At 62.7% G+C, this 25,572-nt stretch carries 37 protein-coding genes and 2 tRNA genes; 17 read left to right on the plus strand and 22 right to left on the minus strand.

The features are described from left to right. Positions 1–567: an elongation factor P gene (gene efp, locus AAFG50_RS20795; RefSeq protein WP_011087158.1), complete on the minus strand. Its 567-nt coding sequence runs from the start codon at positions 565–567 to the stop codon at positions 1–3. Between the two features lie 162 nt (positions 568–729). On the opposite strand from efp, the gene epmA reads away from it, so the two are divergent. From epmA to AAFG50_RS20810, 3 genes are read left to right on the plus strand one after another with little or no spacing between them, the layout of a single operon-like run. Further along, positions 730–1,794 carry an EF-P lysine aminoacylase EpmA gene (epmA, locus tag AAFG50_RS20800; protein WP_028171304.1) on the plus strand — a complete coding sequence of 355 codons (1,065 nt, stop codon included), beginning with the start codon at positions 730–732 and terminating at the stop codon, positions 1,792–1,794. Continuing rightward, a complete protein-coding gene (locus AAFG50_RS20805; protein WP_028171305.1) occupies positions 1,791–2,885 on the plus strand; it encodes a lysine-2,3-aminomutase-like protein in 1,095 nt (364 codons plus the stop codon). Before epmA ends, AAFG50_RS20805 begins: the two co-directional genes overlap by 4 nt. Before the next feature lie 43 nt (positions 2,886–2,928). Then, positions 2,929–3,183 (plus strand): hypothetical protein, encoded by a 255-nt coding sequence (locus AAFG50_RS20810; RefSeq protein ID WP_028171306.1) that lies wholly within the window; start codon positions 2,929–2,931, stop codon positions 3,181–3,183. Between the two features lie 56 nt (positions 3,184–3,239). On the opposite strand, the gene AAFG50_RS20815 is transcribed toward AAFG50_RS20810, so the two are convergent. The 9 genes from AAFG50_RS20815 to AAFG50_RS20855 all read right to left on the minus strand — a co-directional run bounded on the left by AAFG50_RS20815 (position 3,240) and on the right by AAFG50_RS20855 (position 10,059). Continuing rightward, on the minus strand, positions 3,240–4,325 hold the full coding sequence (locus tag AAFG50_RS20815; protein WP_028171307.1) for a 3-deoxy-7-phosphoheptulonate synthase: 1,086 nt from the start codon (positions 4,323–4,325) through the stop codon (positions 3,240–3,242). A 232-nt stretch (positions 4,326–4,557) separates the two neighbouring features. Next, positions 4,558–5,136, minus strand: coding sequence for an HdeD family acid-resistance protein (locus AAFG50_RS20820; RefSeq protein WP_011087162.1), 579 nt, complete (start codon positions 5,134–5,136; stop codon positions 4,558–4,560). Positions 5,137–5,205: 69 nt separating this feature from the next. Next, positions 5,206–6,246, minus strand: coding sequence for a PrsW family glutamic-type intramembrane protease (locus tag AAFG50_RS20825; protein ID WP_011087163.1), 1,041 nt, complete (start codon positions 6,244–6,246; stop codon positions 5,206–5,208). Positions 6,247–6,586: 340 nt separating this feature from the next. Next, positions 6,587–6,742, minus strand: coding sequence for a hypothetical protein (locus AAFG50_RS20830; protein WP_165448156.1), 156 nt, complete (start codon positions 6,740–6,742; stop codon positions 6,587–6,589). 141 nt (positions 6,743–6,883) lie between these two features. Then, positions 6,884–7,126 carry a hypothetical protein gene (locus tag AAFG50_RS20835; RefSeq protein WP_038967122.1) on the minus strand — a complete coding sequence of 81 codons (243 nt, stop codon included), beginning with the start codon at positions 7,124–7,126 and terminating at the stop codon, positions 6,884–6,886. Between the two features lie 134 nt (positions 7,127–7,260). After that, positions 7,261–8,265, minus strand: coding sequence for an acyl-CoA desaturase (locus AAFG50_RS20840; RefSeq protein WP_028171309.1), 1,005 nt, complete (start codon positions 8,263–8,265; stop codon positions 7,261–7,263). A 122-nt stretch (positions 8,266–8,387) separates the two neighbouring features. Next, complete coding sequence (locus tag AAFG50_RS20845) at positions 8,388–9,014, minus strand: pilus assembly protein PilZ (RefSeq protein WP_028171310.1); 627 nt, start codon at positions 9,012–9,014, stop codon at positions 8,388–8,390. A 206-nt stretch (positions 9,015–9,220) separates the two neighbouring features. Then, the gene (locus AAFG50_RS20850) at positions 9,221–9,880 is read right to left on the minus strand and encodes a hypothetical protein (protein WP_028171311.1); all 660 of its coding nucleotides are present in this window, start codon (positions 9,878–9,880) and stop codon (positions 9,221–9,223) included. A 104-nt stretch (positions 9,881–9,984) separates the two neighbouring features. Then, positions 9,985–10,059: transfer RNA gene (locus tag AAFG50_RS20855), tRNA-Glu, on the minus strand. A gap of 225 nt (positions 10,060–10,284) precedes the next feature. Between AAFG50_RS20855 and AAFG50_RS20860 the strand changes: the two genes are divergently transcribed. Genes AAFG50_RS20860 through AAFG50_RS20870 form a run of 3 tightly spaced genes read left to right on the plus strand, consistent with a single transcriptional unit; the run spans position 10,285 to position 11,016 of the window. Beyond that, positions 10,285–10,539: a PilZ domain-containing protein gene (locus AAFG50_RS20860; protein ID WP_028171312.1), complete on the plus strand. Its 255-nt coding sequence runs from the start codon at positions 10,285–10,287 to the stop codon at positions 10,537–10,539. 57 nt (positions 10,540–10,596) lie between these two features. Continuing rightward, complete coding sequence (locus AAFG50_RS20865) at positions 10,597–10,842, plus strand: porin (RefSeq protein ID WP_028171313.1); 246 nt, start codon at positions 10,597–10,599, stop codon at positions 10,840–10,842. Positions 10,843–10,848: 6 nt separating this feature from the next. Further along, a complete protein-coding gene (locus AAFG50_RS20870; RefSeq protein ID WP_011087169.1) occupies positions 10,849–11,016 on the plus strand; it encodes a hypothetical protein in 168 nt (55 codons plus the stop codon). Between the two features lie 134 nt (positions 11,017–11,150). On the opposite strand, the gene AAFG50_RS20875 is transcribed toward AAFG50_RS20870, so the two are convergent. The 3 genes from AAFG50_RS20875 to AAFG50_RS20885 all read right to left on the minus strand — a co-directional run bounded on the left by AAFG50_RS20875 (position 11,151) and on the right by AAFG50_RS20885 (position 14,398). Continuing rightward, positions 11,151–11,789 carry a glutathione S-transferase gene (locus AAFG50_RS20875; RefSeq protein WP_028171314.1) on the minus strand — a complete coding sequence of 213 codons (639 nt, stop codon included), beginning with the start codon at positions 11,787–11,789 and terminating at the stop codon, positions 11,151–11,153. A gap of 289 nt (positions 11,790–12,078) precedes the next feature. Then, a complete protein-coding gene (locus AAFG50_RS20880) occupies positions 12,079–12,531 on the minus strand; it encodes a VOC family protein (RefSeq protein ID WP_028171315.1) in 453 nt (150 codons plus the stop codon). A 1,537-nt stretch (positions 12,532–14,068) separates the two neighbouring features. Continuing rightward, positions 14,069–14,398 carry a hypothetical protein gene (locus AAFG50_RS20885; RefSeq protein WP_131234177.1) on the minus strand — a complete coding sequence of 110 codons (330 nt, stop codon included), beginning with the start codon at positions 14,396–14,398 and terminating at the stop codon, positions 14,069–14,071. 84 nt (positions 14,399–14,482) lie between these two features. Here AAFG50_RS20885 and AAFG50_RS20890 point away from each other — a divergent pair, with 84 nt between their 5' ends. After that, positions 14,483–14,839 carry an H-NS family nucleoid-associated regulatory protein gene (locus tag AAFG50_RS20890; RefSeq protein WP_039184444.1) on the plus strand — a complete coding sequence of 119 codons (357 nt, stop codon included), beginning with the start codon at positions 14,483–14,485 and terminating at the stop codon, positions 14,837–14,839. Between the two features lie 3 nt (positions 14,840–14,842). Beyond that, a complete protein-coding gene (locus AAFG50_RS20895) occupies positions 14,843–16,030 on the plus strand; it encodes an HNH endonuclease signature motif containing protein (protein ID WP_131234178.1) in 1,188 nt (395 codons plus the stop codon). On the opposite strand, the gene AAFG50_RS20900 is transcribed toward AAFG50_RS20895, so the two are convergent. The 3 genes from AAFG50_RS20900 to pip all read right to left on the minus strand — a co-directional run bounded on the left by AAFG50_RS20900 (position 16,027) and on the right by pip (position 18,121). After that, positions 16,027–16,617: a hypothetical protein gene (locus AAFG50_RS20900; protein ID WP_074076976.1), complete on the minus strand. Its 591-nt coding sequence runs from the start codon at positions 16,615–16,617 to the stop codon at positions 16,027–16,029. The genes AAFG50_RS20895 and AAFG50_RS20900 overlap by 4 nt on opposite strands. 217 nt (positions 16,618–16,834) lie before the next feature. Further along, complete coding sequence (locus AAFG50_RS20905; protein WP_080668009.1) at positions 16,835–17,131, minus strand: integrase core domain-containing protein; 297 nt, start codon at positions 17,129–17,131, stop codon at positions 16,835–16,837. A gap of 36 nt (positions 17,132–17,167) precedes the next feature. Then, positions 17,168–18,121 (minus strand): prolyl aminopeptidase, encoded by a 954-nt coding sequence (gene pip, locus AAFG50_RS20910; RefSeq protein ID WP_028171321.1) that lies wholly within the window; start codon positions 18,119–18,121, stop codon positions 17,168–17,170. Between the two features lie 174 nt (positions 18,122–18,295). Between pip and AAFG50_RS20915 the strand changes: the two genes are divergently transcribed. Beyond that, positions 18,296–18,499, plus strand: a complete 204-nt coding sequence (locus tag AAFG50_RS20915) for a hypothetical protein (RefSeq protein WP_028171322.1) — start codon at positions 18,296–18,298, stop codon at positions 18,497–18,499. A 103-nt stretch (positions 18,500–18,602) separates the two neighbouring features. On the opposite strand, the gene AAFG50_RS20920 is transcribed toward AAFG50_RS20915, so the two are convergent. Together AAFG50_RS20920 and AAFG50_RS20925 are read right to left on the minus strand one after the other, a co-directional pair. Next, positions 18,603–18,905: a hypothetical protein gene (locus AAFG50_RS20920; RefSeq protein ID WP_028171323.1), complete on the minus strand. Its 303-nt coding sequence runs from the start codon at positions 18,903–18,905 to the stop codon at positions 18,603–18,605. Positions 18,906–19,120: 215 nt separating this feature from the next. Continuing rightward, on the minus strand, positions 19,121–19,306 hold the full coding sequence (locus AAFG50_RS20925; RefSeq protein ID WP_027542681.1) for a hypothetical protein: 186 nt from the start codon (positions 19,304–19,306) through the stop codon (positions 19,121–19,123). A gap of 338 nt (positions 19,307–19,644) precedes the next feature. Here AAFG50_RS20925 and AAFG50_RS20930 point away from each other — a divergent pair, with 338 nt between their 5' ends. After that, entirely contained in the window at positions 19,645–19,941 is a 297-nt protein-coding gene (locus AAFG50_RS20930; protein ID WP_027542683.1) for an HU family DNA-binding protein, read from the plus strand. A 537-nt stretch (positions 19,942–20,478) separates the two neighbouring features. Then, entirely contained in the window at positions 20,479–20,616 is a 138-nt protein-coding gene (locus AAFG50_RS20935; RefSeq protein WP_165448157.1) for a hypothetical protein, read from the plus strand. Between the two features lie 117 nt (positions 20,617–20,733). On the opposite strand, the gene AAFG50_RS20940 is transcribed toward AAFG50_RS20935, so the two are convergent. Then, positions 20,734–21,240, minus strand: a complete 507-nt coding sequence (locus AAFG50_RS20940; RefSeq protein WP_156149839.1) for a hypothetical protein — start codon at positions 21,238–21,240, stop codon at positions 20,734–20,736. A 151-nt stretch (positions 21,241–21,391) separates the two neighbouring features. Between AAFG50_RS20940 and AAFG50_RS20945 the strand changes: the two genes are divergently transcribed. After that, complete coding sequence (locus tag AAFG50_RS20945; RefSeq protein ID WP_028171325.1) at positions 21,392–21,589, plus strand: hypothetical protein; 198 nt, start codon at positions 21,392–21,394, stop codon at positions 21,587–21,589. Here the strand turns inward: AAFG50_RS20945 and AAFG50_RS20950 are convergent. Together AAFG50_RS20950 and AAFG50_RS20955 are read right to left on the minus strand one after the other, a co-directional pair. Then, a complete protein-coding gene (locus tag AAFG50_RS20950; RefSeq protein WP_074076975.1) occupies positions 21,586–21,759 on the minus strand; it encodes a hypothetical protein in 174 nt (57 codons plus the stop codon). The genes AAFG50_RS20945 and AAFG50_RS20950 overlap by 4 nt on opposite strands. Positions 21,760–21,814: 55 nt before the next feature. Then, a complete protein-coding gene (locus tag AAFG50_RS20955) occupies positions 21,815–22,213 on the minus strand; it encodes a hypothetical protein (RefSeq protein ID WP_231166471.1) in 399 nt (132 codons plus the stop codon). Positions 22,214–22,324: 111 nt separating this feature from the next. Between AAFG50_RS20955 and AAFG50_RS20960 the strand changes: the two genes are divergently transcribed. Further along, positions 22,325–22,615, plus strand: a complete 291-nt coding sequence (locus AAFG50_RS20960; protein WP_011087180.1) for a hypothetical protein — start codon at positions 22,325–22,327, stop codon at positions 22,613–22,615. Between the two features lie 69 nt (positions 22,616–22,684). Here AAFG50_RS20960 and AAFG50_RS20965 read toward each other — a convergent pair whose 3' ends face one another. Next, the gene (locus AAFG50_RS20965) at positions 22,685–22,849 is read right to left on the minus strand and encodes a hypothetical protein (RefSeq protein ID WP_164933808.1); all 165 of its coding nucleotides are present in this window, start codon (positions 22,847–22,849) and stop codon (positions 22,685–22,687) included. A 289-nt stretch (positions 22,850–23,138) separates the two neighbouring features. Between AAFG50_RS20965 and AAFG50_RS20970 the strand changes: the two genes are divergently transcribed. The 4 genes from AAFG50_RS20970 (at position 23,139) to AAFG50_RS20985 (ending at position 25,537) form a co-directional block, all read left to right on the plus strand. Further along, a complete protein-coding gene (locus AAFG50_RS20970) occupies positions 23,139–23,897 on the plus strand; it encodes an NAD-dependent protein deacetylase (RefSeq protein WP_028171327.1) in 759 nt (252 codons plus the stop codon). Between the two features lie 198 nt (positions 23,898–24,095). Then, on the plus strand, positions 24,096–24,755 hold the full coding sequence (locus tag AAFG50_RS20975) for a cold-shock protein (RefSeq protein ID WP_027542689.1): 660 nt from the start codon (positions 24,096–24,098) through the stop codon (positions 24,753–24,755). Positions 24,756–24,879: 124 nt separating this feature from the next. After that, positions 24,880–25,365, plus strand: coding sequence for a DUF192 domain-containing protein (locus AAFG50_RS20980; protein ID WP_028171328.1), 486 nt, complete (start codon positions 24,880–24,882; stop codon positions 25,363–25,365). Between the two features lie 95 nt (positions 25,366–25,460). After that, positions 25,461–25,537: transfer RNA gene (locus AAFG50_RS20985), tRNA-Pro, on the plus strand. Positions 25,538–25,572 lie beyond the last annotated feature (35 nt).

Raw genomic sequence — 25,572 nt, forward strand, 5'->3', positions numbered from 1 at the left:
TTAGTCCTTGGCGCGCTCGGAGTAGGAGCCGTCTTCGGTCATCACCACGATGCGGGTGCCGACGGCGATGTGCGGCGGCACGGTGGTGCGGATGCCGTTGGAAAGCACCGCGGGCTTGTAGGAAGACGAGGCGGTCTGGCCCTTGGTCACCGGCTCGGTCTCCACCACTTCCAGCGTCACGCGCTGCGGCAGCGCGAGCGAGACCACGTTGACGTCGTGGGTCGACAGCTTGACGGTCATGTCTGGCTGAAGATAGGCGGCCGCGTCGCCGACCACGTCCTTGGAGACCTGGACCTGGTCGTAGGTCTCAGGGTTCATGAAGTGGTAGCCGTCACCGTCTTCATAGAGGAAGGTGAAGTTGCGCTCTTCGATCGTCGCCTTTTCGACCTGGTCGGTGGTCTTGTAGCGCTCGGAGATCTTTACCCCGTCCGAGATTCGGCGCATTTCGATCTGGCTGACCGGGGTGCCCTTGCCGGGATGGATGTTCTCGGCGCTCACGACGACATAGAGCTTGCCGTCTTGCTCGATCACGTTGCCCTTGCGAATAGAACTGGCGATGACTCTCAAAGCTGTATTTCCTGCTTGCTTGGCCCGGCTCCGGCCAGGACGTGGTCAAATTGATGGGGGACTTGGGGCCTCAAATCAGACCTCGGCGCCCGTTTCGGGCCGCAACATACTGATTTTGCCGTTGGATGCCAGCACTTTGCTGATGGCTGGGGTGGTCGGTTAATGGCTGGGGACAAGCCGATTTCGCCGTTCTGGTCGCCCGAGCGCCACCTCGACCGGCGGCCGTTCCTCCAGGCGAGGGGAGCCGTGACCGGGGCTTTACGGGGCTTTTTCGCCGAGCAGGGCTTCATGGAGGTCGAAACCTCCGTTCTTCAGGTCTCCCCGGGCAATGAGACCCATCTGCACGCCCCCCGGACCGAGATCGTGCGGCCCGACGGCAGCCGGGCCAGCCGCTACCTGCGGACCTCCCCGGAATTTGCCTGCAAGAAGCTGCTGGCGGCCGGCGAGCCCCGAATCTTCGAGTTCGCCCGGGTGTTCCGTGACCGCGAGCGCGGCGACCTGCATCTGCCCGAATTCACCATGCTGGAATGGTACCGGGCCGGTGCGCCTTATGACGCCATCATGGCCGACACCGTCGTGGTCATCGCCCGCGCGGCGCAGGCGACCGGGATCGGGACCTTCTCCTTCCGCGGCCGGACCGCCGATCCCTTCGCCGAGCCGGAGCTCCTGACGGTCGCAGGCGCCTTCGAACGGTTCGCCGGCATCGATCTGCTGTCGACAATCTCGGGTGACGAGGGTAACCGTGCCGCGCTCGCCCAAATGGCCGGCGGCAAGATCCGCGTGGCCGGGGACGACACCTGGTCGGACATCTTCAGCAAGGTTCTGGTCGAGCATGTTGAGCCGCATCTGGGACAGGGACGTTTGACCATTCTGTTCGAATACCCATCTCCCGAGGCGGCACTGGCGCGCGTGAAGGCCGGCGATCCCAGGGTCGCCGAACGGTTCGAGGTCTATGCCTGCGGCGTCGAACTCGCCAACGGTTTTGGCGAACTGACCGACGCCGAAGAGCAGCGCCGGCGCTTCACCGAATCGATGGCGGAGAAGCAGCGCCGCTATGGCGAAGCCTATCCGCTGGACGAGGACTTTCTGGCCGCGGTCGCCGCAATGCCGGAGGCGAGCGGCGTCGCGCTCGGCTTCGACCGGCTGGTGATGCTGGCCAGCGGCGCAACGCGGATTGATCAGGTGGTGTGGACGCCGCCCGCAAATGAAACGCTAAGTGAAACATGACGAAGACCAATCTTGCACGCACCTTGCGCGAGCCGGCCGAGCTCGTGGCCGAGCACCTCGCGCCTGCCGCGGCGCTGCCCGCACTGGAGCGCGTTGCCGCGCGCTATGCGGTCGCGATCACGCCGGCGCTGGTCGAGCTGATCGACACATCCGATCCTGACGATCCCATCGCCCGCCAGTTCGTGCCGACCGCCGCGGAACTCGAGATGCAGCCGGGCGAGAGCGCCGATCCGATCGGAGATCACCCGCATTCGCCGGTCCCGGGCATCGTGCACCGCTATCCCGATCGCGTGCTGTTCAAGCTCGTTCACGTCTGCGCGGTCTATTGCCGCTTCTGCTTCCGCCGCGAGATGGTCGGACCCGGCAAGGACAACGCGCTCTCGGACAGCGCTTATCGTGCTGCCGTTGATTACATCCGCGCGCACGACGAGATCTGGGAGGTGATCCTGACCGGCGGCGATCCCCTCATGCTGTCGCCGCGCCGCATGAGCGAGATCATGGCCGATCTCGCCGGCATCGATCACGTCAAGATCATCCGCCTTCACACCCGCGTGCCCGTCGCCGACCCCGCGCGCGTCAGCGACGAGATGGTCGCAGCGCTGAAGGTTGCGGGCGCGACCACCTGGGTTGCGCTGCATGCCAACCATGCACGCGAGCTCACGGAAGGCGCCCGCGCAGCCTGCGCGCGGCTCGTCGATGCCGGGATTCCCATGGTCAGCCAGTCCGTGCTCTTGCGCGGCGTCAATGACAACGTCACGGCCTTGTCGGATTTGATGCGAGCTTTCGTCGAATGCCGGATCAAGCCGTACTATCTGCATCACGGCGATCTCGCACCGGGCACTGCGCATCTGCGCACCACGCTGGCGGAGGGGCAGGAGCTGATGCGGCAGCTGCGCGGACGGGTGTCAGGACTTTGTCAGCCTGACTACGTCATCGACATTCCCGGGGGGGCCGGCAAGTCGCCGGTGGGGCCGAACTATGTGTTGGCGGCACAAAATACCGCACCCGACGCACGTGAAGCGGCGACGGAAACGCGCTATCGTATCGTGGACTATTGCGGGGACGTTCATCTCTATCCGCCCGAGACGTGAGTGGTGACGGAGTGGACGCCGGTTTGAGCATGGAGGAACGGAAATGAAGAGGATCATCGTGGCCGTGTCGCTCGTGATCTTGCTCGGCGGCGCGGCAGTGGCGCAGACCGGCAGCAAGGGATCGACCACCACGTCGGGACCGTCGGCGGGCAATTTGCCGCCTGCACCCGTCGGTCATCGGCAGCCGCGCGCCGGCGACGTGCCGAACGAGAAGAATTTGAGCGACCCGAACGATCCCCTCAGCAAGGAAAACCAGGCGCTCGACAAGAAGATCAAGAGCATCTGCCGCGGCTGCTAGGCCGCGTCGGTGCGGGCAGGGCGCGACAGCTCGCCCCGCCCGCGTTTGCTTTGGCCTTACGCCGAGCGCTCGTGCAGCCCCGCGCGCTGGGCGTTGCGCCGGATTTCGACCGCATCGGCGAGCTGCTCGAGCACAGTTGCCGTGGTCGCCCAGTCGATACAGCCGTCGGTAATGCTCTGGCCGTAGGTGAGCGGCTTGCCTGGAACCACGTCCTGGCGGCCGGCGACGAGATTGCTCTCGATCATCACACCCATGATGCGGTTCTCGCCACCGGAAATCTGGCCGGCAATGTCGGCCATGACCAGCGGCTGGTTTTCCGGCTTCTTGCCCGAATTGGCGTGGCTCGCATCCACCATCACCAGCGGCGCGACGCCGGATTTCGCCAGCTCGTTGCAGGCCGCCGCGACGCTTGCCGCATCGTAGTTCGGCGTGCTGCCGCCGCGCAGGATGATGTGGCAGTCCTCGTTGCCCGCGGTCGAGGCGATCGCCGAGCGGCCGAGCTTGGTCACCGCCATGAAATGATGCGGATGCGAGGCCGACTTCACCGCGTCCGCCGCGATCCGCACATTGCCATCGGTGCCGTTCTTGAAGCCGACCGGGCAGGACAGCCCGGAGGCCAGCTCGCGATGGATCTGGCTCTCGGTCGTGCGCGCGCCGATCGCGGCCCAGGACACGAGGTCGGCGATGTATTGCGGCGTCGTCATGTCCAGGAATTCGGCGCCGGCCGGGAGGCCGAGATTGTTCACCGCTGACAGCACGTTGCGCGCCAGCCGCAGGCCCTTGTTGATGTCGAAGCTGCCGTCGAGATCGGGGTCGTTGATCAGGCCCTTCCAGCCGACGGTGGTGCGCGGCTTCTCGAAATAGACCCGCATTACGATCTCGAGCTGGTCGGCGAGGTCCTCGCGCAGTTTTGTCAGACGCTCAGCGTAGTCGAGCGCGGCCCGGGGATCATGCACCGAGCACGGGCCGACCACCACCAGCAGGCGGTCGTCCTGGCCGGTGAGGATGGCATGGATGGCGTTGCGCGCCGCCATCACCACACGCGTTGCGGTGAGTGTGCGCGGGACCTCTCGCATCACCTCATCCGGCGTGCTCAGCTCTTTCAGTTCACGGATACGAAGATCGTCAGTCGTGCTCAGCACGGCGGGCTCCTGCTTGTTTGAACCTGCCGGCCAATAAAAAAGCCGCCAGGTCTGGCGGCTGTTCGGACGTTTGCTTCAATATTTCAGATTGAGCGCGATCCTCCTGCCGCCAGCGAGCTGTCGTAGCTAAAGTACCAAAAATAGCTGGTGGCAACGGTGATCATGGCAGGCCATATAGCGTGCCATTGGCGGGTTGTCACCCCCCAATCGGCTTGGCGGGCGACGAGACCCCTCAGGTGTTGCTGTTGCGTGCCGCCAGCGCCATGCCGATCAGGGTGGCGCCGCCGAACAGCAGGTTGATACCGACGAGCACGCCGATCGCCCATTCCGCCGAGCTCGGCAGCCCCGTGATCACCATGAACGAGATCGCGATGTCGACGAGACCGGAGATCAGGAGCCACGACCAGCGGCCGCTCAGTTCGCGGCGGTGCTCGAGTGCGTACATGATGGTGGCGACGCCCTCGGCGAGGAAATAGGCACCGAGCACGATGGTCAACGTCAGCACGGCCTGCATCGGCCGCGCCAGCAGCAGCATGCCGGCAAGCACGGCCAGCGCGGCCGAGATTAGCGACCACCAGAAGCCCGGCGTGCTGCGCGCCCAATAGGTCACGATCAGCCCGCCGATGCCGCTGATCAAGAACATCCAGCCGAGGAAGATCGCGATGGCAAGGCTTGCGAGCGGTGGCAGGATCAGTGCGGCGACGCCGAGAACGGCGAGCAGGATGCCCTCGAACAGGAAGGCCTTCCAATGCGCCTTCACAGTCTTGCTCATCGCGGATTGCAGCCGTGAAAGATCTTCAGGCGATGTCATCGGCAGGCTCCGGATCGAAGGGTGTGTGCTCAATCTAGTATGCGCGCAGCGGGCTTGCCATCCCGCGGCTCAACCGCCGCCGTGCGCGGACGAAAAACCTTCGCCGCTGGTGCGAATGCGGTTGCGGCCGAGAATATAGATCGCCGTTGTGACAATCAGAAGCGCGAGGCCGAGCAGGATCGAGACGAAGCCGATCGGGATCAGGGCCAGCGTCAGATTGCGCTCGGGGTTGATCAGCCAGTGGTGGATCGAGGTCAGCACGAAGGCGAGGCCGAGAAAGCCGACGCCGCCGCCGGCCAGCAGCAGCGCCCACATCCGGCGCAACTGGCTGAGCCGCTCCCGCGCAACGTCCGTGCGGGGCGCGTGGTGGCGCGCGACGCGCCGCACCAGGCGGATGGCGAAGGCGATCGAGCTGAAGCCGACCAGGAGGCTCGCGGCGCCCAGCCACATCCGCAGCGTTGGGTCCAGATCCGGCATCCGCTGGAGGGTCAGCAGCGGGAAGTCGAAGGCCGAATGCAGCGCGAGCGGGCCGGCGAAGATCAGCAGGCGGCTGGAGAGACGGGCCCAGTCGCGATGGTGCCGGTTTGCGCCCAGCGCCGTGCCGGCACGGGCGATCGTCAGGTAAGCGCCGGCGATGATGCCGAGCGCGCCGTGGAACGGCACGGTGAGGACGCTGCGCAAGGCGGCGAGCGAGCGCCACATCTCGGCATGCTGGACGAGATAGGCGAGGTTCTCGTAGGCGGCGAAGCCGAGGCCGACCGCGGCGCCATAGACCACGGTGTCCATCGGATTGGCGAAGGTCCGCCGCTTGGTCGAGGAGACCAGCACGATGGCGACCACCTTGACGGCCTCCTCGGGCAGCGCGACGCCGAAGATCGAATGCATCGCCAGCGCCGCCCAGGGATTGTCGGGGGCTGCAACCATCTTGGCGAAGGGGGCGCGGGCGAGGCCCAGCAGCGAGATGCTGGCCGCGCCGAGCAGGAACGCGGTCCAGACCTGGGCCGGTGGTCCCGGGCGCTCTTCGGCGGCAATGACGAGCCACAGCATCAGCAGCGCCGGGGCGATGGCGGCAGTTCCGATGACGGTGGGTAAAGCTTCAATCAGATACATCGGCGCCGAAAATAGGTTCCCTTGATCCGCTTATCTACAATCACCGCTGCGACCATGTGTCATGCGCTTGCTGTCGCCTCGCTTAACGGGCGTGACAGCTCCCGTTCATCCGCACCGCTGGGACCGAATGCAGGGACAATCATTTGCGTATCGGGCCTGTTGGTCATCAACGCGCCTGTTGGTCCTGGATGGTCGCGATCGCATGTCCAGGATCGGGCCGCGATTGGCAAGCCAAATCAAGGAAATGCACCGGTTTCTTCGATTCACGATGCACGTCTCCCGGCGGCGAGTCTGGCAGGCGTGCCGTCCGCCAGAACAACGCGCGGCCGGGTAGATCGGCCTAGTCACGCTTCCTTGTGCGCCGGCGGGGCGATGTGGCGGTACGGCGAGCCCGCACCTGCTCCAGCTGCCAGAAGACGCGCACGAGGCACGAGCCCAGGCAGAACACGATCAACAGCAGCAGGAAGGCTTGATCGACGGCGGCGACATGGATCATGGCGATAGCCAAGCAACGTGCATGCCATGCGTTCCTGCAGCGGCCTGCGCTCGGCGCGACCGCGCCTCCTACCAGGCGTTGCTTGCGGAGGCTCGAATCGGCGCGTTGGCGCAGGGCGATCGGGGCTGCCGCTGCCAGCCTTCAGTGCGTGGTGAACGGCGGCGCCGCCTCGGGGGCGATGTCGAAGGCGCCGAGATGGAATTCCTCCCCGATGGATTCGTCCGGCTCGGCGTGCTGCGCGAGCAGCGTGAACGCGGCCTGCGGGTATTGCTTCCAGATCTCGAGATCGCCGGCGGTGATGGTGAGCCAGCCGAACGTGTACATGTAGCGTCCGGGCTCGGTAACCCGGCCGACCCTGTCCCAGGTGATCTTGTCGACTGCCATTCGGTCCCCCGATCGCAAATCTGCAAATGAGGTCCGGCGCGAGGCACAGACCCTCAAAAGTTGATCCCGCAATGGGGCCGCGATAGGGCAGAGATGCGGAGGCAAGACGGCCCCGGAGGGCCGCCGCCTGCCGGTCAGCGCGTCGAGGCCGCCTGCGCTTCCGACGCCCGCTCCAGCTGCCGGTGCGAGGCGTGGAAGACGTCGTGGACGAGGCCGATCTTCTCCATGCCCAAGATGATCAGGCCGTTGAGATCGATCTCCCACCAGGCGTGCGAGATATAGGCGTCCCGCGGGAAGCGGTGATGGTTGTTGTGCAGGCCCTCGCCGAAGGTGAGGATCGTGGTCACGAACTCGTTGGTCGAGGCGTCGTCGACCTCGAAGCGGCGATAGCCGTAGGCGTGGCAGACCGAGCCGGTGAGCTGGCTGACGAGGATCAGCAGATAGGCCCGGAGCAGGCCGGAGAACAGCACGCAGCCGATCATGGTGTGCACGCCGCCGAAAACGTAGCCGATGAAGCCGGGGATGAAGACGGCCGACATCCCGTACCAGACCCAGCGAGTGCGGACGAAGAACATCGCGATCGGATCGGCGAGGATGTCTTTGGCATAGTATTCGTTGTCGGTGGTCGCCTGGTCGAACACCCAGCTGCCCTGGGCGTGCAGGAAGCCCTTGAGCGCGCTGACATAGCGATTGCCGAAGCCGTCGAATTGCGGGCTGTGGGGGTCGCCGACGTCATCGGCATAGAGATGGTGGCGGCGGTGGTTTGCGACCCATTTGGCGATCGAGCCCTGCACCGCCATCTGGGCGATGGCGCAGAAGAAGACGCGCATGATCGGGCCGGTGCGGAAGCTGCGATGGACGAACAGACGGTGCATGCCGGCGCCGATGCCGAATGTCGTCAGCGCGAACATCCAGGCAAACGTAAACAGCTCCACCTTGCCGATGCCCTGCGTGACGGCCCAGATGATGCCCGCGACCGCGCCGACATAGAGGATGCCGAGGAGGAGATAGCTTTCGCGCAGCTTGGCTTTGACGAGCGGTCCCTCGGTCACGACACCGGGGGGAAGCTGCGGCTTGGCGGCGGTGGGCGCGCTCTGAGCAGTCTTTGCCTGGGCGAACTCAGCGTCAGCGATGGACATTCCGGGACTTCCAATACGTTAGGCCCGCAATGATTGCGGACGTACTGGATCACACCCTATCGCGCAGGGCTTGCCGCCTCCAGCGTTTCGTTAAGAAAGAGTTAAGATGGAACCAGCCGGTCTCAGGCCGGCTGCGGCACGGGCGAGCGCACGATCAGGCGGACGACGTCGTCCCACTGCTGCTTCTCGGCGAATTTGACCGCAAAGCCGTTGTCGAACTTGCGGATGACGCGGCCGACGCAGGCGCCGACCGCAAGCGGGGTACCGATCGGCGGATCGTATTCGCAGGATATTGCGACGCCGGCGGTGGAGACGTCGATGATGAAGCAGGGATGGGTGCTGCCGTCGGCGAGCGTCAGGAAGGTGTGCGAGACCTGCGGAACGAAGCGGGCGTCATTGCGCAGCTCTTGGACGCTGGCGTCCCTCTGCTTCTTCTCCAGCCAGGTCAGCTTCTCCGACATCCAGGCGCGCCGCGCCCGCGTCATGTCGAGTTCCATCAGGAAGCCCGACTTCAGCGTCGCGCTGATCGTGCACTGGAATTCGCCGAAATCCTGGAAGTACGAGGTCACGCGCTCGCCGATCTTGCCGACAACAGGCACGTCCACGATCATGCGGAACGGCGAGACGCGCTTGGTCCGGCAGGCGAAGGTGCGGAGCTTGCCCTCGCAATCGTACCAGCGCGGCAGCGAGTAGCTGCCGCTCACGGTGACTTCCACTGCACGCTGCCTGAGGAATTCTGCGATGGACATCCGCGCCAATCGGGTTTCGGAGTATTTCCGTACTTCCACGGTAGCGGTCAAATTCTAAGTAAATGATACCGCCGCTCAGGAGCAGGGGTAAATTTCCGGTAAACGCGCGGCCCGGTCACGCAGCGGCGAAAGCGGCATAAGGTCCCGATTATCGGGCACGCAAGTTCACAACACCGTCATTGAGAGCGACGGCTCGGCCGTGGCGTTCAGAGAGAGCCGAGCAGAACGAGACAGGCCAGCACGGCAACGGCAACGAGGAGCCGGGTCGTTTTCCAGGCCAGACTCTCCGCACCGACCTTCAATCCGAACCACGGCAATGCGTGCCGCAGCGCGCGCGTTGCGAATGCTTCGACGATGGCGAGCGCGAGGGCGATGCCGGCAAGGAACGCCCATGACTCGGCCGGGGGGATCCATGGCACCAGCCAGGCAGGCACCGAGCCTTTGAGGGACGCGAGCAGCGCGAACCATCCGAACAGGTATGCGAAGCTCTTGATGACGTCGGGTCCGGGCGCATCGGGCTCGAGCCGGATGCCGATCGCTGCGAGCGCGCGCTCGATGCGCTCACCGTCGGCGAAGAAGAGAAAGGCGCCGAGGTAGAGCGGAACCCGCGACATGAAGAGGAGGGCCATCAGTCCGAACAGAACCGCGTAGCCGTAGGCGTCGCCGAGAATGTGCATGCCGCTGACGCGCGAGGGCTCCGGCGCGGTCGCGGCCTGGCGCGGCGGAAGCAACCTCGCTCGCGCCATGTGCTCCAGCATCCTGGCGCGGCGGTCCGGTGTGTAGGGCGTCGTGCGCTGCATCCAGGGCGGCAGTGCCGGCGAGGCAATGCCGGATTGGCCGTCCGAGGGGGATTTGCGCTGCTCCATGGGTCCACACCGGTTCCAACAGGATGTTGGTCGGAGGTGAGGGCCGGGGAGGTTCACGCGTGGGGTGTGAATTTCGCCGCATCGTCCGCACACCGTCGCGCGGGTGGCGCTCCCTAGCGGAATCGAACCGCTCTCTCCACCGTGAAAGGGTGGCGTCCTAACCGATAGACGAAGGGAGCAAACGCTAAGCCCCGCCGCTTTTGACGGCACGGCCGCGGCCGCGCGAGTCGTGCCCGGCGGCTTGCAGCGGGCGAACGTATAGTGGCCTTTCGGCCCGTGGGCAAGCCGTTCGGGAACGGTCTTTTGGAACCGTGGACAGCGCCGGCGAGGGGATGATTCGGACCCGATTTCAACGGTTTCTTAGGGCTCCCTGAGGTAGCGCTGGAGCGGGAGATTTCACGCCAATGCCACCGCCCAAGAAGCGCGCCGACCGCAAGCTGCTGTCGCAACACGCCTGGATCACGCTCGACGGCGGGTTCGCGGCGCGGCATTGCCTGGTCCAGGACATCTCGAGCTCGGGCGCCAAGATCACCCTGGACGAGGACGCAAGCCAGCTTCCGGGCGTGATCCGGCTGGCCTTCGCGCGCGATGCCCGCACCGGGCGGAACTGCCAGGTGGTCTGGCGCCGCGGCAAGTCGGCCGGGATCAAGTTCATCTGACATCCACCTAGTGCGACCCGGATGGCGCGCGGCACCTCGCCGGGCTAGAACGCTCGCATGCGCACACAGCTCCTCATCCTGATCTCGTTGCTGGCCACGTCCGCGGCCGCGGCCGAAGGCTTGCGCCTTCCGGCCGCCGAGCCGCCGCAGCAGGGCAAGACCCTGCCGCTGAAGGGCGCTGGCGGGACGGCAAAGGCGGGCGCATGCGCGTCCTATGGCCGTGGCTACCACATGGTCAAGGGCACCGGCACTTGCGTGAAGATCGGCGGCTCGATCAGCGTCGACGCCGCGGTCCGGCGCTAAAGCCGCATGCCGCCGGATCTGTTGCGGCTCGATATCGTCGTCCCCGTGCTGATGTATTGCGCGCTGCTGTGGTGGGTCGGCCGCGGCCTGAGCTGGCCGGCGCGGCTCGCCACTGCTGTCGTGACGCTGGTGCTGATCATCTGCGTGCTGCTCGTCGAGCGCGGCTGGCTCTAGGCGCGGCCGTCAAAACAAAAAGTGCGAAAACAACCCCATGCACAGTAGCCGTCAAGTGCGGCGATGCCGCCGGCCGCGTGCGCCAAAATGGCGATTCCTTGCGCGCTCTTCGCAGCTTACGCCGCGCCAGCGGCTCACGACATCGGCGGTGCGACAAACTGGGCAAAGCCGGGGCGTTTGCCGAGCTCGGCGAGCCAGCGCGTCAGGTTCGGCTGCGCCGGCCGGGTGATGCCCTCGACGCCGAGCCAGCGCCGCGCATAGGCGCCGATCGCGATATCGGCGAGCGTGAACTGGTCGCCCTCCATGAAGCGGCGCGTCGAGAGCAGGCGATCGGCGATCGCCCAGACCTCGACGGCGGCATCGGCATCGCGCTGCACCTGGATCATGTCGCGCTCGGCGGGCGCCGTGCGCACGATGCCCCAGAACACCGGGCGGTCGACCGGCTGCACCGCCGACAGTGTCCAGTCGAGCCAGCGGTCGACCGAAGCTCGCTGCTTCGGCGCGTCCGGATAGATCGGCGTGCCGCGTCCATGCGCGAGGCAGAGATAGCGCATGATGGAATTGGATTCCCACAGCACGAAGTCGCCTTCGACCAGCGTCGGGATCCGCGCATTCGGGTTCATCGCGAGATACTCGGCCTCGCGGGTCTTGCCGTATTGCATGCCGGCATCGATGCGCTCGTAGGGAAGGCCAAGCTCGGTGAGGCACCACAGCACCTTCTGCACGTTGACCGAGTTGGCGCGGCCCCAGATCGTCGGCTTGGTGTCAGGCATGAAGCGTCTCCCGCGGCGTTTTCAATTGTGCGGGTGATAGCGGAATTTCCTGTGCCGGACGACGGCGTTTGCGGCGCGCCCCTCATGCAAAAAGCTCCGCCATGGGCAGAGCTTTCATTGCAGGTTGAGCCAGCTCGTCAGTGGCCGAAGAACAGCCACAGCAGAAGGATCACCGGGATCGGCACGCCCAGCATCCACAACAACAATCCTCGTCCCATCGCGTCCTCCTCCAATCATCTTGTCGAGGAGTGAACGTGCGCGGCGAGGGCTTGTTCCTATGGAGAAGGCCCTACCAGTGGCCGGTGTTCGGCATCGACGACCACGGTTCCTGCGGCGCTTTCGGCTCGCCCTTCTGCAGCAGCTCGATCGAGTGCAGATCGGGCGAACGGACGAAGGCCATGTTGCCGTCGCGCGGCGGCCGGTTGATGGTGACGCCGGCCTTCATCAGCTTCTCGCAGGTGGCGTAGATGTCGTCGACCTCATAGGCGAGATGGCCGAAGAAGCGATCCTCGCCGTACTTCTCCTCGTCCCAATTGTAGGTGAGCTCGACCAGCGGCGCGCCGCGCGTTTGCGGCTGCTTCTTCAGCGCCTCGAGATCGTCCGCCGAGCAGAGGAACACCAGCGTGAAGCGCCCCTTGTCGTTCTCGATCCGCCGCACCTCCTTCAGCCCCAGCGCATTCTGGTAAAACTTCAGCGCGACATCGAGATTGCGCACGCGCAGCATGGTGTGGAGGTATCTCATTTTGCAGAACTCCTTGAGAACATTGGCGGTCTCTCCGCTCGTTGGGGCCGTCGGGGGTAACAAATAGCAGCAAAATGCAACGCCGGGCAGGGTGTTGCGTGTCAATTGCATGTCAGCTGTTCAGGGCGTGTTCTTCTGCTGGCCAGTGCAGAATCTGGCCCGACGAGTGGTCTATCGTGATGCGCGTGTCTGTCCGCGCATCACCTAAACGCCCACAGGGTGGGTGGTGTGGGGATAGCGCCCGAAGGGCGGGGCGTTTGATAAATGCAAGCCCGCGGCCTGTGGATTAACGGGGACAAGTGGGATGTCCCTTTAGCTGTGAATAGGTCGAATAACCCGGATAAACCGGACGAAGCTCGCGCCCACTCAAAATCAGCTGGTATCTGTGTTGGTGGGTGAGTCGCGCCGTCTCACCGGGTCGTGACCGGACCCCGTACATGTCCGGCTTCGTGTCAATTTCGGAAACAGTAAAATGGCGCCAGACGATGTGAATCGTCTGACGCCTGGGTGGAGATCCCGAAGGACTCTCCGCTTGAACACTGAAGGTTCTCGCTCCGCCCAGGCTTTCTGTCAATCGGATAGCGCGCAGCACATCGCTCCGCGCAACGGAGATGCTTGGTTATGGAAAAGTTGTCGGTTCACCTTTGGGGCATGAGTGCGGATGCGGAAGGCCAGCTGGCCATTGGCGCTCTCATCGTCATTGTCGTCATTGTCGCGGTCGTGACGTTTAGGCGCCGTGCGTAGTCGGCCGCGTCAATCCCCCTTCATGCGAAGCGCCAGAACCACCCACCTAGCCATCCAAGCCGTGAGGACGGTGACGGCGACGACCGCCAGCCAAATGAGGTTGGCCGGGGACTTTACCCGTTCGGTGATGCGCTCCCATAAGTCCATGCGCTCATGGATTCAGGCCGGGAGTCGAGGTTCAAGGAGTATCTTTTTTCCGTTCTCGATTGACCGTCGAAGCGGGAACACAAGCGTCTAGTGCAACGGCTTTGACCACAGCACTTCGCCTTCCACGGTCTTTACCTGAAGGATGTGGTCGTTCAGCTCGCCATGGTCGTTGGCCTGCTGTTCAAGGGCTATTCCAGGAACGGCATCGATTGGTACCAACCACTTTCAGTGACCATAATGAGGATAGTCACGCCGCCGCCTCCGCCTTCAGGTTGTCATTCGCCAGGGGTGCAGGAAGAGGGCGCCAGTGAGTTGGATAAATGACCATGTTGCTGCCCGCCAAGAACCGTCCTTCGCGAAGGTGCGTGCCGTAGAAGCGTCTCGTGTAACGTCCGACAGCTGCCTGTACTGACGTGCCCTTCGGATTGTTCAAAAGCACGAATCTCTGTCTCGGCGCCGTGCTTATCGGCTGCCAGTCACCCCCATCTATGGCTCGTTGGATGATGGCAGTGTTTCGCGATAGATAGAGTTTGTACTGCTCCTGGTCCTGAAAGAGGAAGGGCAGCATAGCCAGACAGTCATGAGCCGCGATTTCTGCAGTCGGCGTTGGAGTGGACCGTTCGTTTTCCAAAACCCTCACTTTCTCTTAAGCGTTGTTCTCGAAAACCATTGCCTCAAGGATGTCGTGTGCATCCATAGGCATGCTGTAGCTGACATTGGCTACAATCCATGAAGCCACAGTCTCAGCCGTAAGCTTCTCCGGCCAAGGACGGACACCGCGCTCGGCAGCGGTGAGGGGATGGCGCATGGATTGATAGAAGGTCGTTGCGTGCTCTGCCGCAACGGGAACGCTAGTCTCTTGCATGATGTTTTCTCCTTGGCTAGCAGGAGAATCACCACTCAACCAATTGTATACATCAAAGAAATAATGCCCTTTCTGCAAAATAAACGGGCATCCACTTAATCTGCCAACCAAGGGGGCGCTCGAGCCCTTACCCGCTCACAGCATTTGACTCCCGGCAACAAGCCTTTAAGCCTTGGATCCCCTTAAAGGTGCCGCATGAAAAAGCAGACGTTTACTCCGCCCCCCGAGCATGAAGCCCGTCGTCGAGTTATCCTGGCCTTCATGGACCTTGGTGTGAACGAAATGAAGTACGCGCTCGATGCGATGCATCGTGCCTACGACAAGGCCCGCAAGTCTCACGACGAGATGATCGCACGGGAGATGCGCCGGTTCGGTGAACTGGAAAGAAGGGCCAAAGGCATTAAGAAGACGCGGGCAAAGCCTTCCGCCAAGTATCGCAGCCGGAAAGACAAGAAACTGGTTTGGACGGGCAGGGGCTCGATGCCGCGTTGGATGCGGGACGAGATGAGGGCGCTGAAATTGAAGCCGGAAGCATTTTTGATAAGGAATTAGATGGTGAGCCGGATTGATGGTCAAGAGCCGGGAATGCGGAAAGGGCCTGATACCAGCCTCAATCGGTCAGACCTTGCCCTAATGGCGCGCGGTATCAGCAACACCAAGGCGGTTAAGCTTAGAGCCGCTGGGTACACGCTCGGCAAACTGCAACAGATGAACCGGGCTGCGCTTCGGAAGGTTGGTATAGACACGCTTGCGATCGACAACATTCTTGGTGATGGCCGTCCGGCAATCCCTTCCGACAAGCTTATCGAGGTGCTGTTTGCCAACCGGTTCACCTGTTGTGTCTGCCGGAACCACAAGCGCGGCGTTGTCGTTCATCACATCCGGAAGTGGGCCAAGACTCGGGACCATGAAGTGCCGAATCTCGCTGTTCTGTGCACGTTGGACCACGAGAAGGTTCATACCAAGAGTGAGCTGACCAAGAACCTCGACCCAAAGACGCTCCGCGGCATTAAGAAGAAGTGGGAAGGCGAAGTCGCCGAGATGGATACGGAGGCCATCCTCGACCAGTCGCGCCAGCACACTTCCGCCTGGCAGTACTTCAACCACCTGCGGCTTTTCGAACTAGCCACTGAGCAACGTATTAAGTTCAAGCAGTTGAACGGCTACGAAACCGCGTGGAGATTGGACATGTGTGACGAGGCAGGTCTCCTCTTGCCGCGTCCGAAAGACACTGGGTACATGTACGACGGTGGCGACGGCCAAGCGCTCTACACGTATGTACGTTCCGTGCTGCATGCCTCATTGGAAAAGTTGACGGTAGCCAACATCTCTAATGACCTGGAGCGCGGCGCTCTTTCAGCCCTGTTGAGTGTCGGCGACTTCATCCTGGTGCAGGGCTCACACACATTCTCTCCGCGGGGGCTGAGCCATCGACGACCTGGCCAAACCACGGACGGTGTCCGCAAGGCGAACCAAGTCATCGTGGAGTTCACGTTCGACCGGTGGGAGGCGACGTCGAATTCCGCCCACGGTCGATGGTTGTCGGGCAGGGTAGACGTGACGACCATCATAAGGGTCTCTACGATCTCCCGCACCACATCGGGCAAGATGCGTATACAGGGCACTGTATTTGCCGTCGCCCTGGGCTTCTCCGGCTTCAAGACTCGGGAATACTCGACCTACCCGTACCGGTATGGCGTGCGGGCCATCAGCGAAGACGATGAGGAGGACGATGAGGACTAGGCCTGCTTCCTCTCGATGAGGCTGATTGTGTAGTTCGTCTGCTCGATCGTGTCGAACAGGCTCAGCCCAGACTTCTCCAGCAACTGTTTGAACAGGTCGTCCATATCCTTGTAGGCCGTCATAATAGGCTCGTGAGTGAGTGCCTTCTGCCAATCGGCCTTGAGGTTATCGATGATGTTCTGCTGATCTGGAGTGGCGCTGGTGACGCTGTTGTGACGTATTTCTGCGGGCTTACCATGGGCTAGCGTATCGCGAAGGTTCTTCATCGCCCGAAACGAACTTAGCGGCCTGGTCTCCCAGACTATCGGCATTTTGAACGCGGTGAACACTGTGGCTACCTTGGCCTCGATGGGTTCGCGCTCGACGAACCCTTTGACGCACTTCATGCCGAAGAAATTAATGTGAGCCTCATTGGTGAAGGCGATCGACGTTGCGCAGGCGAGGTAGTCGAACGCTATGCCGCTCCGGTCGCCACTCTCGATCTTCTTCTCGATTTGCTGTTTGAACCAGTAAGCCGAGTTCGCAAGGTGGTTGTGTAGATAGACGTCCGCTTTGCCCTCAACCTTCTTCTCAAGGATCTTATCCATTTCCTTCCTCCCTTTGCCCCGCCAAGCCAACTTGGCCGTCTTCGGCGCAAAGCATAGCCTACGGCTATCTTCAGCGGGAGGTTGCATGACGAAGATTGTTGCCGATTTTGAGGCCTTGCCGCTCGACACCAAGCTGAGGGTCTATCCGGGATTACGGTGACAGTGCTGGACTGCACCCCTGAAGTGAGACACGATAATTGCAGTGACCGTGGGGTTGTCATGATGCGTTACCGCACGTTGTTTTGCGCGAACGCGGTTTCGAGCTCAAGAGGCGATTGTATCCGAGCGCCGAGTGCAGGCGCTCCTTGTTGTAGACCTCCGCGATTAAGCTGTTGATGTGGCGGCGGGCGTCGCTGAGGTCGGCAAAGGCTTTGCCGTTAATCGGTTCAGCGTTGAGTGTTTTCATGAAGCTTTCAGCCTTGGCGTTGTCGAAGGGATTGCCCGGCCTGCTCATGCTGATGGTGATGTCGCGATCGGCAAGGCGCGGGATTATGGTGACAGTGCCTGAATTCATTCGCCTGGCGGTCCCACGCCGTAACAGCTCACACGCCTACAGCTTCCCGAACTCAGCCAGAGTTCTGATGACCAAGGGCATGAACTCGTTGCCGCCGCCGTGGCCGGCGTCTTCGAGAATATGCAGCCTGGAGGTCGTCCATCGCTTGTGCAGTTGCCACGCCGTGGACAACGGTCCGCTGACGTCGAAACGGCCATGGATCAGGGCGCCGGGAATGCCGTTCAATCTCGATGCGTCGCGGATCAATTGATCCTCCGCGAGAAATGCGGCGTGGCGCCAATAGTGAGTGACCAGGCGCGCAAATCGCAATCGAAATTCCGCGTCGTCAAATCGGGGATTTGGCCGGTGTCCCGGGGTGAGCGAGACGTGCGCATCCTCCCACTCGCACCATGCCCGGGCGGCCCTGTCGCGAACGGTCTCGTCGGCATCGGCAAGCATGATTGCGTAGGCATCGACGAGCGGCATGTCGCGGAGATGCCGGGGGACGGTCTCGGAAAAGCGCTCCCATTCCCTTGGAAAGATGCGCCCGACATCCTTGGTGATCCATTGCACCTCTGCACGCGATGTCGTCGTCACGAATCCGAGCAGCATCGCTTTCACGCGTCGCGGGTGCGCTTGTGCGTAGGCGAGGCCAAGCGTGGTGCCCCAGGACAAGCCCAGGATGATCCAGCTTTCGACACCGAGCAGCTCGCGCAGCCTCTCGATGTCCGCGACAAGGTGAGCGGTGGTATTGCTTGCCAGGTTCGAACCCGACTGACTTGCGAGCGGAAGGCTGCGACCGGAGCCACGCTGATCGAACAGCACAGCCCTGTAGACATCAGGATCGAAAAATCGTCTCTGACCAACAGAGCAGCCGGTGCCCGGACCGCCATGCAGGAAAAGCGCCGGCTTGCCCGCGGGATTGCCGCAACATTCCCAGTAGATCTGGTGGCCGTCGCCCACATCCAGCAATCCAGTCTCGTACGGATCGACAGGCTGGAACTGGGCCATCGCTTTCTCCTGGTGCCTTTTGGCAGCCTTTCTCTATGCCGCAATAGCGGGCTTTGGCAGGCCGGATCTATCGGGCGAACGAATTTAGTGCGCCGTCACCGGATCGCGACGGCGCGGATGAACCCACGGAAAAGCCGGCGCGACCAATGCTCGGCTTCACAAGGTCTTCATCACATGAGCTGGAAGAAGAAATACGCGATCGGTTGCCTGATTGCCCTGTTCGTTTTCACGGCCATGGACTCCTACGATCGCCCCAACAGGGACGTTCGCTTTGGAGCTGTCATCGTGATGGCGGCTGTATGGCCCGTCACAGTGTCCGTCATTTTGGGCGGAGCCGTCGGCGGGATGGTTCGCGATGGCTTGCCCAGCGAGAGCTAGGCAGGCCCTCGGCTCCAGAGAACCGAGGCTTCGACCGGTTCCGCGCCGAGCAACGGCGAACGAACCTGGTGCGGCCCGCCGCTGAATTTCTCGCCGTCTGCGCTTAGGCAGCGATCCGCTGCTCGGCCGGCGCCGTCAGAAGCTTGAGCACTTCGGCATGCTCGAGGTCAGGGACCGCGATCGCCGTATGGCTGTAGGTCGCATGGCTGCGTGATTTGGCGATCTTGTCCAGGATCGCTTTGCCCTTGATGACGTGGAGGCCCATGCCCTCTTCGGAAGGGAAGATTGCCAGCACGACGTCATAGGCCGCGATGACGGCTCTGAGCGCCTCGGCCTTGTCCTCGGCGACATCGACAAACACGCGAACATCGGCCGCGAGTTCACGCAGCTCGTGAAAATCCAGCACTGTGGGGATACTCCAACGCAACGATACCAAGGGGAGCTTGGATGCGTTGGGTTACTGAAGTGTCAACAACTCGGCTCGAACCACAGGTTTCACGGTGAGGTGTCTTGCTGAGCTGGCTGGATGAGGTGGCTTGCGGCCGCCCGTGAACGCCGTTGCCGCGCGGGAGCGCTACGTCACTTGCGTTAAGTCACTTGCGCTAAGTCACTTGCGCTAAGTCACTTGGCGTAGCCCTGGGACCGGAGCCACGCGATCTTGCGATCGCCGTTGATCCAGTCGTCGGCATCCGCCTTGCTGGTAAATCCGGTGATTTCGCGCTGCTCGTGGTCGGGGTAGTCCGCCAGGATCTTCCAGTCGCCATCGGCGATCCGGACCGCTCTAAACGTCACTTTTGTTTTGGCCATGCGCCACTATGCAACAAATGCTTTCGAAAGAGAACCGGTTAGGGGCTTTCGTGACTTCGGCTAATACGGGCATCGCTGCTGCCTGCTGGCGAACCGGCAGAACCCTCTATGGACATTGCTGAATTCGATTCGGCGCGGGTCGATGCAAGCGCTGTCATCCCGCCGAAACAGGCGGAACCGACGTCAAACTGCGGCTTGCGTTTTCGGCCCCGATGGGTTCTAAGCCCGGTGACTTCCTGACCGCTGGCATGAACACAAAGCGCGCTGCGCGGCTTTGTCGCGTGCCCGGCACGGTTACCCCACAGCCCGCGCGCACCCCATTCAGAAGGACGTTTGACATGGCGAAGATGACCAAGACTCAATTGATCGACGCGATTGCCGAGGGCACGCAGCTTGCGAAGAACGACGTGAAGTCGGTCATCGAGTACATGGCGACGGTCGGCTACAAGGAGCTCAACGAGTCCGGCGAGTTCGTCATTCCCGGTTTCGTGAAGATGTCGGTCGTGAACAAGCCGGCGACCGAAGCCCGCATGGGCGTCAATCCCTTCACCAAGGAGCCGATGCAGTTTGCGGCCAAGCCCGCGAGCAAGTCGGTGAAGGCATCGCCCCTGAAGGTCGCCAAGGACGCCGTCTGATCCTGCCATCGCGCACCGCTTGCGTGCCCAGAGCCCCGTTCCGATGATGTCGGAGCGGGGCTCTTTGTTTTGTCTCTTTGTTTTTGTCTTGGGCGGCGCGATGTCCGCAAAAGCGAAAGCCCCGCCTGGGGGGAGCGGGGCTTTCTGATGGGGATGAAGCCTGGGGGAAGCTTCAGGAATGAGACGCGCCAGCCCAGTAAAAGGTTCAGCCTTCCGAAGAAGAGAAAGAGAAAACCCCGCGCTTTCGCGCGGGGCTTTCCAAACTGACGGCGATGGGATTTCAGCGCCTGGCCGTCAGCCGTAGATCAAACCTGGGGTAGAAAATCCAAAAAGCAACAGCGCCGCCGTGACGGAGTATGTTCGTCAGGCGGCGCTGCCGTATGACTGGGCGCTGAAATCCCCAGCCTCGATGGGTCTTTGCGGCGCCCAAAAGGTTCAAGACGATGGGCGTGGGAAATCGCGCGAGGGGGCTGGACTTTTTGTTCTCATTTTGTTCCTATGAGCCATCATCTTTTGGAATCCTTTGGGAGGTGACTCATGACCGTCGAAAAGCAGCGCGAAGTGATCAGACTCTGGAACGAGCTCAGGAAGGTCGAGGGGCCGGCCGCAGAAGAACTCCGCATCCAGATTCTCGAATGCTTCTCCGAGAAGGGCAAGGAGAAGCGCGCGGCGTGATGCGCGCGCGGGCGGACGCCGGCCGCGATGGCGCACGAGGTCGTCATCGTGTTTGCGGCGGTCTCGATGTTTCGCCGCCGAAGATGTCTGCCGGCGAAGACGTGAGCGCACGCGGTTTCATCGATCGTTAGGAATCGATTCTCGCTGATTTTCCCGACTCCGATTCGTTCTTCGAGAACGAAATGGAGTCGGATGCAGAACAAGTTGCGCGTCCTCGATGTCGATGCGAGCGCGCGTGTCAGAACGAGACAGCGTGAAGTCTCGCACAGTGCCGTTCTCGTCTCCCGCGCAGGAGATGAGCGAGGAGAGCTGGTTGATCGGGATGTTCGCCGAAATCGCAAAAGTGTTTTGGTCTGACAGGAGTGCAAGGCCATACGCGAGACTGCGCAACGGCGCTCGATCGGTGCCGCAGGTGATGCCGCTGCGATCGACGCCGGCCGAGACGACGTGACGAGAATCTTCGCGCGCGACACCACTCGTTAAGAGTTGCTCCGCGCCGATTTCTTCGATTCCGATTCGTTCTTCGAGAACGAAATGCGGGCGAAGCTGGAACAAAAACGGTCGGCGAGGGGCGGGCCTGCCTCGGCGATCGCGCGATGCCTCAAGCGGCTGGCCGAGATCCAAACGGCGCTGCGCCAACTCCTAACGAAAGATTGCGCGGGAAACGATAACCCTATTCGGTTAGGTTAAAAGCCCAATCGCGTTGCGCTTGCCGCGGGTTGGAGTAGGTGTCTGGCAACGACAAGAAACGACTTTGCCAAGAAGCCGCTTTGCCATGACACCTTTTTCAGAGCCGTCCTTTTATCAAGGCGACCGCCACACCTACCGGCGCGTTGCCATCGTCGGCACGCTGTTCTGTCTCGCTTTCGTGCTGATCAGTTTTTCGCTGCGGCAGCAAGCCGAGGACACGCGCGTCGCGCTCAAGGCCGACCGGCTGGTGCGCACGGCAGGCCAGGCGCCGCACACCAACTAGCGCTCGTCACCACCGATCCGGTCGTCGGCCGCTGCGCGCGGGCACGAGGTGCCGCGGCTCGCGAGCGCGACGAAGCCGGCATAGCCGGACAGGTTGAGCAGGACTTCGAGCCACACGGGCATGTCGAACATGTCGAACCTCACTTGCGTGAAGACAACCTCAACTTGCATGCGCGGCGCTTGTTCCCGGCTCGCGCAAAAGAGATCCGCCTAGCAAGAAGTCCGGCTAGAGCCGGGAGGAGGGGTCGAGCCGCCGGCCGAGGGTCGCGACGGACTCGGAGGAGGGCTGTTCCCTGAGGAACTCGGCGATGGCCCGCGCCAGCTCGCCGTCGCTCATCGGCGTCGGCGGCGGGCGCAGCGCGCCGACACCGAAACTGCGGACGATCTCGTCGTAATGTCGATCGCCGGATCCGGGAACGAGCCGGCGGATCCGGGCAAGCAAAGCGGATATCGGCAATCCTTCCTCCTCGGCCTTCCGCCCCGCGGGCAGCCGTTGTTCTCTGCTGCCCATTTGCTCCCGTGGAACAAAAACCCCGCCAGCATCGCGGAGGATACTGACGGGGCTTTCGTGCTGGGCCTTCACCGGATAGCGGAGGCTTCGCACTTGCAATTCCAACCGCCGCACGGCGATTTCGTTCCGCCTCGCATCGATTTTTTTTGACCGGCTCCGGTTCCGCGCCGCGCGCAACCATCAAACGGCACTCGCGTTGTCACCCCAGACGCGAAGGAGGAGCTCATGAAAAAGACACTGGCAGTTCTGGCCACCGTCGCAGCCGTCGGCGTGACCGCGGTGGCGGCGCCTGCGCCTGCCGAGGCGCGCGGCCGCGGCATCGGCCCGGGCCTCGCGTTCGGTCTTGCCGCCGGCGCGATCACCGCGGGCGCGATCGCCGCGTCCCACCCCTACGGCTATTACGGCCCTGGCTACGGCTATTATGACAGCCCGGGCTACTATTACGGATCTGGCCCGTACGCCTATTATGGCGACGGACCGTATTACTATCGCCGCCACTATTACCGTCACTGGTAACGGCGGGGGTAAGTGAAAAGCCCGGAGCGATGCTCCGGGCTTTTTTCATGCGTGGCGATCAGGCGCGTGCTACGGCCAGAGCGAGGGTCGCTCGACCTTGCGTGCGTTCTCAAGCGTCGACACGAAATACTCTTCGCGCTCGCGCTTGAACTTCTCCTGGGTGGCACGGAAGGCGGCGACACGGGCGGCGATCTCTTCGCGTTCACGGATCTTGCGTTGTTCGTCTTCGGTCATGTCCATCCCCTCTGTTCACACTTGGACGATGTTACTCGGGTTGTTTTTACAGGGTCGTGTTTACGAGTGTCCTCAAGCGCTGCCGCCGCACCGGGCCTTGAGTCGCATAACACATGCATTGGCGCTTCTGATTGGGGCGTCAATGGGGAGGAGGCATTGCAGGATTGTGATATGCGATGGGCGGAAAAAATTGCCGAGCGCACCTGCGTTCGCAGTTGATAACAGCGTCAACAATCTTGTCGCTTGCGCATCTTGCAGCTAGCGCAAGACCAAAGCGGGAGGCGTGTGATTGATTGCATCGGATCTTCGCAGCGGCGTTGAACGTCTCGGCGACATGATCGCCGAGGCGAAGACCATCGTACCGTTCACCGGCGCCGGCATCTCGACCGAATGCGGCATCCCCGACTTCCGCTCGCCGGGCGGCATCTGGACGCGCAACCGTCCGATCCCGTTCGACGAATTCGTTGCGAGCCAAGAGGCGCGCGACGAATCCTGGCGCCGGCGCTTCGCGATGGAGGAGACCTTCGCGGCGGCAAGGCCCGGCCGCGGCCATCGCGCGCTCGCCTCGCTCTACCGCGCCGGCAAGGTCCCCGCGGTCATCACCCAGAACATCGACAATCTGCACCAGGTCTCGGGCTTCGCGCACGAGCACGTGATTGAACTTCACGGAAATACTACTTATGCGCGATGCGTCGGATGCGGGCAGACCTATCAGCTCGACTGGGTGAAGCGCCGATTCGACCAGGACGGCGCTCCCAACTGCACCGAGTGCGACGAGCCGGTGAAGACCGCCACGATCTCGTTCGGCCAGATGATGCCGGAGGAGGAGATGCAGCGCGCAACCGCGCTGTCGCGCGCCTGCGACCTCTTCATCGCGATCGGTTCCTCGCTCGTGGTGTGGCCGGCAGCGGGCTTTCCGATGATGGCGAAGCGCGCGGGTGCACGTTTGGTGATCATCAATCGCGAGCCGACCGAACAGGACGACATCGCCGACCTCGTCATCCGCCACGACATCGGCGAAACGCTCGGACCCTTTGTCGGCAATTGAGGCGTTAGTTTGATTCGCGGCTGTGCAAGCTGTTCATAGGTTCCGGCGAATCTCTTTTTTGTCTATGCGCCGCAACCGGGAGTGTTATCTTTTGAGTCGAAAGATTCGCGTCGCGTCGAATTGAGAACATTCTCTTAAGACGCGTGATTCGAGCTCCGCCAATGTGGCGGGTTGCATGGCAGTGTGGGGTCCGGGGTTATGGGGTCGTCGGACGGATTTGAGTCCAAAAAGCTTGGAGTTCCCGGACAGGGCACGTCGCCGGGGCGCATGACGCCGGGCGAGCACGGCAGCGGCCGCGAGAGCGGGCTCAGCCCGTTCACCGGCCTTGGCGAGGCCAGCGCCAACCTCGTCGAAGTCCACGGCGTCATCAAATGGTTCGACGCGTCGAAGGGCTACGGCTTCATCGTTCCCGACAACGGCTGGCCGGACGTGCTGCTGCATGTCACCGTGCTTAGACGCGACGGCTTCCAGACCGCCTATGAGGGCGCGCGCATCGTCGTCGAATGCATCCAGCGCGCGAAGGGCTACCAGGCCTTCCGCGTGGTCTCGATGGACGAGTCGACCGCGATCCATCCGGCGCAGATGCTGCCGCCGCGCACCCACGTCACGGTCACCCCGACCAGCGGGCTGGAGCGGGCCCAGGTCAAATGGTTCAACCGGCTGCGCGGCTTCGGCTTCCTGACCTGCGGCGAGGGCACGCCCGACATCTTCGTGCACATGGAGACGCTGCGCCGCTTCGGCATGACCGAATTGCGCCCCGGCCAATATGTCCTGGTCCGCTTCGGGCCCGGTTCCAAGGGCATGATGGCAGCCGAGATCCATCCCGAGACCGGATCGCCCGGACTGCAGTCGCACTAGCGGCGGCAGGATCGCCAATTCCCGCAATCGTGAGCAGAGGCGCGCCGGCTGACCGGCGCGCCTCTGGCTTTTCGGGCGGTCGCCGCGTAGGACTGTTCCATTCCCACGCCCTGAGTGCCATCCCATGAATCTTGATCGAAAGGCTGTCTGGTCCGTTGCGAAGGGCTGGCTTGCCGCCATCCTGGTCATCGCCGGCGTTGTCGTGACCGGCGGATCCGTCCGTGCCGCGAGCTTCCAGCCGCTCGAGATCGTCACCAAAAGCGGCGTGCAGGTGTTCTCGGTGGAGATGGCAACGACCGAGGAGGAGAAGCAGACCGGCCTGATGTACCGCAAGGAGCTGGCCGACGGCAAAGGCATGCTGTTCGACTTCAATCCCGAGCAGGAAGTGTCGATGTGGATGAAGAATACCTATGTCCCGCTCGACATGATCTTCATCCGCGCCGACGGCCGCATCCTGCGCATTGCCGAGAACACCGAGCCGCTGTCGACCAAGATCATCTCGTCCAAGGGCCCCGCGCGGGCTGTTTTGGAGGTGGTGGCGGGAACGGCGCAGAAATACGGCATCCGCCCCGGCGACCGCGTCGGCCACCCGCTGTTCGGCAGCAAATAGAGCCGTCCGGTGGGGGCCTTCCCGGCCTTGCCGGCGCCTTTAGGACGCTTGCTGGCGCTTTGGGAAGCGTGTATCGACAGGGCTCGCCGGACATTCGGGGTATAGCGCAGCCTGGTAGCGCGGCAGTTTTGGGTACTGCAGGTCGTTGGTTCGAATCCAGCTGCCCCGACCAGTCCCGAGGTCGAACCTCCTTCATTTCCTTCGAAA

Origin of the sequence: Bradyrhizobium sp. B039, from assembly GCF_038965675.1 — a bacterium.
GTDB classification, from domain to species: domain Bacteria; phylum Pseudomonadota; class Alphaproteobacteria; order Rhizobiales; family Xanthobacteraceae; genus Bradyrhizobium; species Bradyrhizobium diazoefficiens.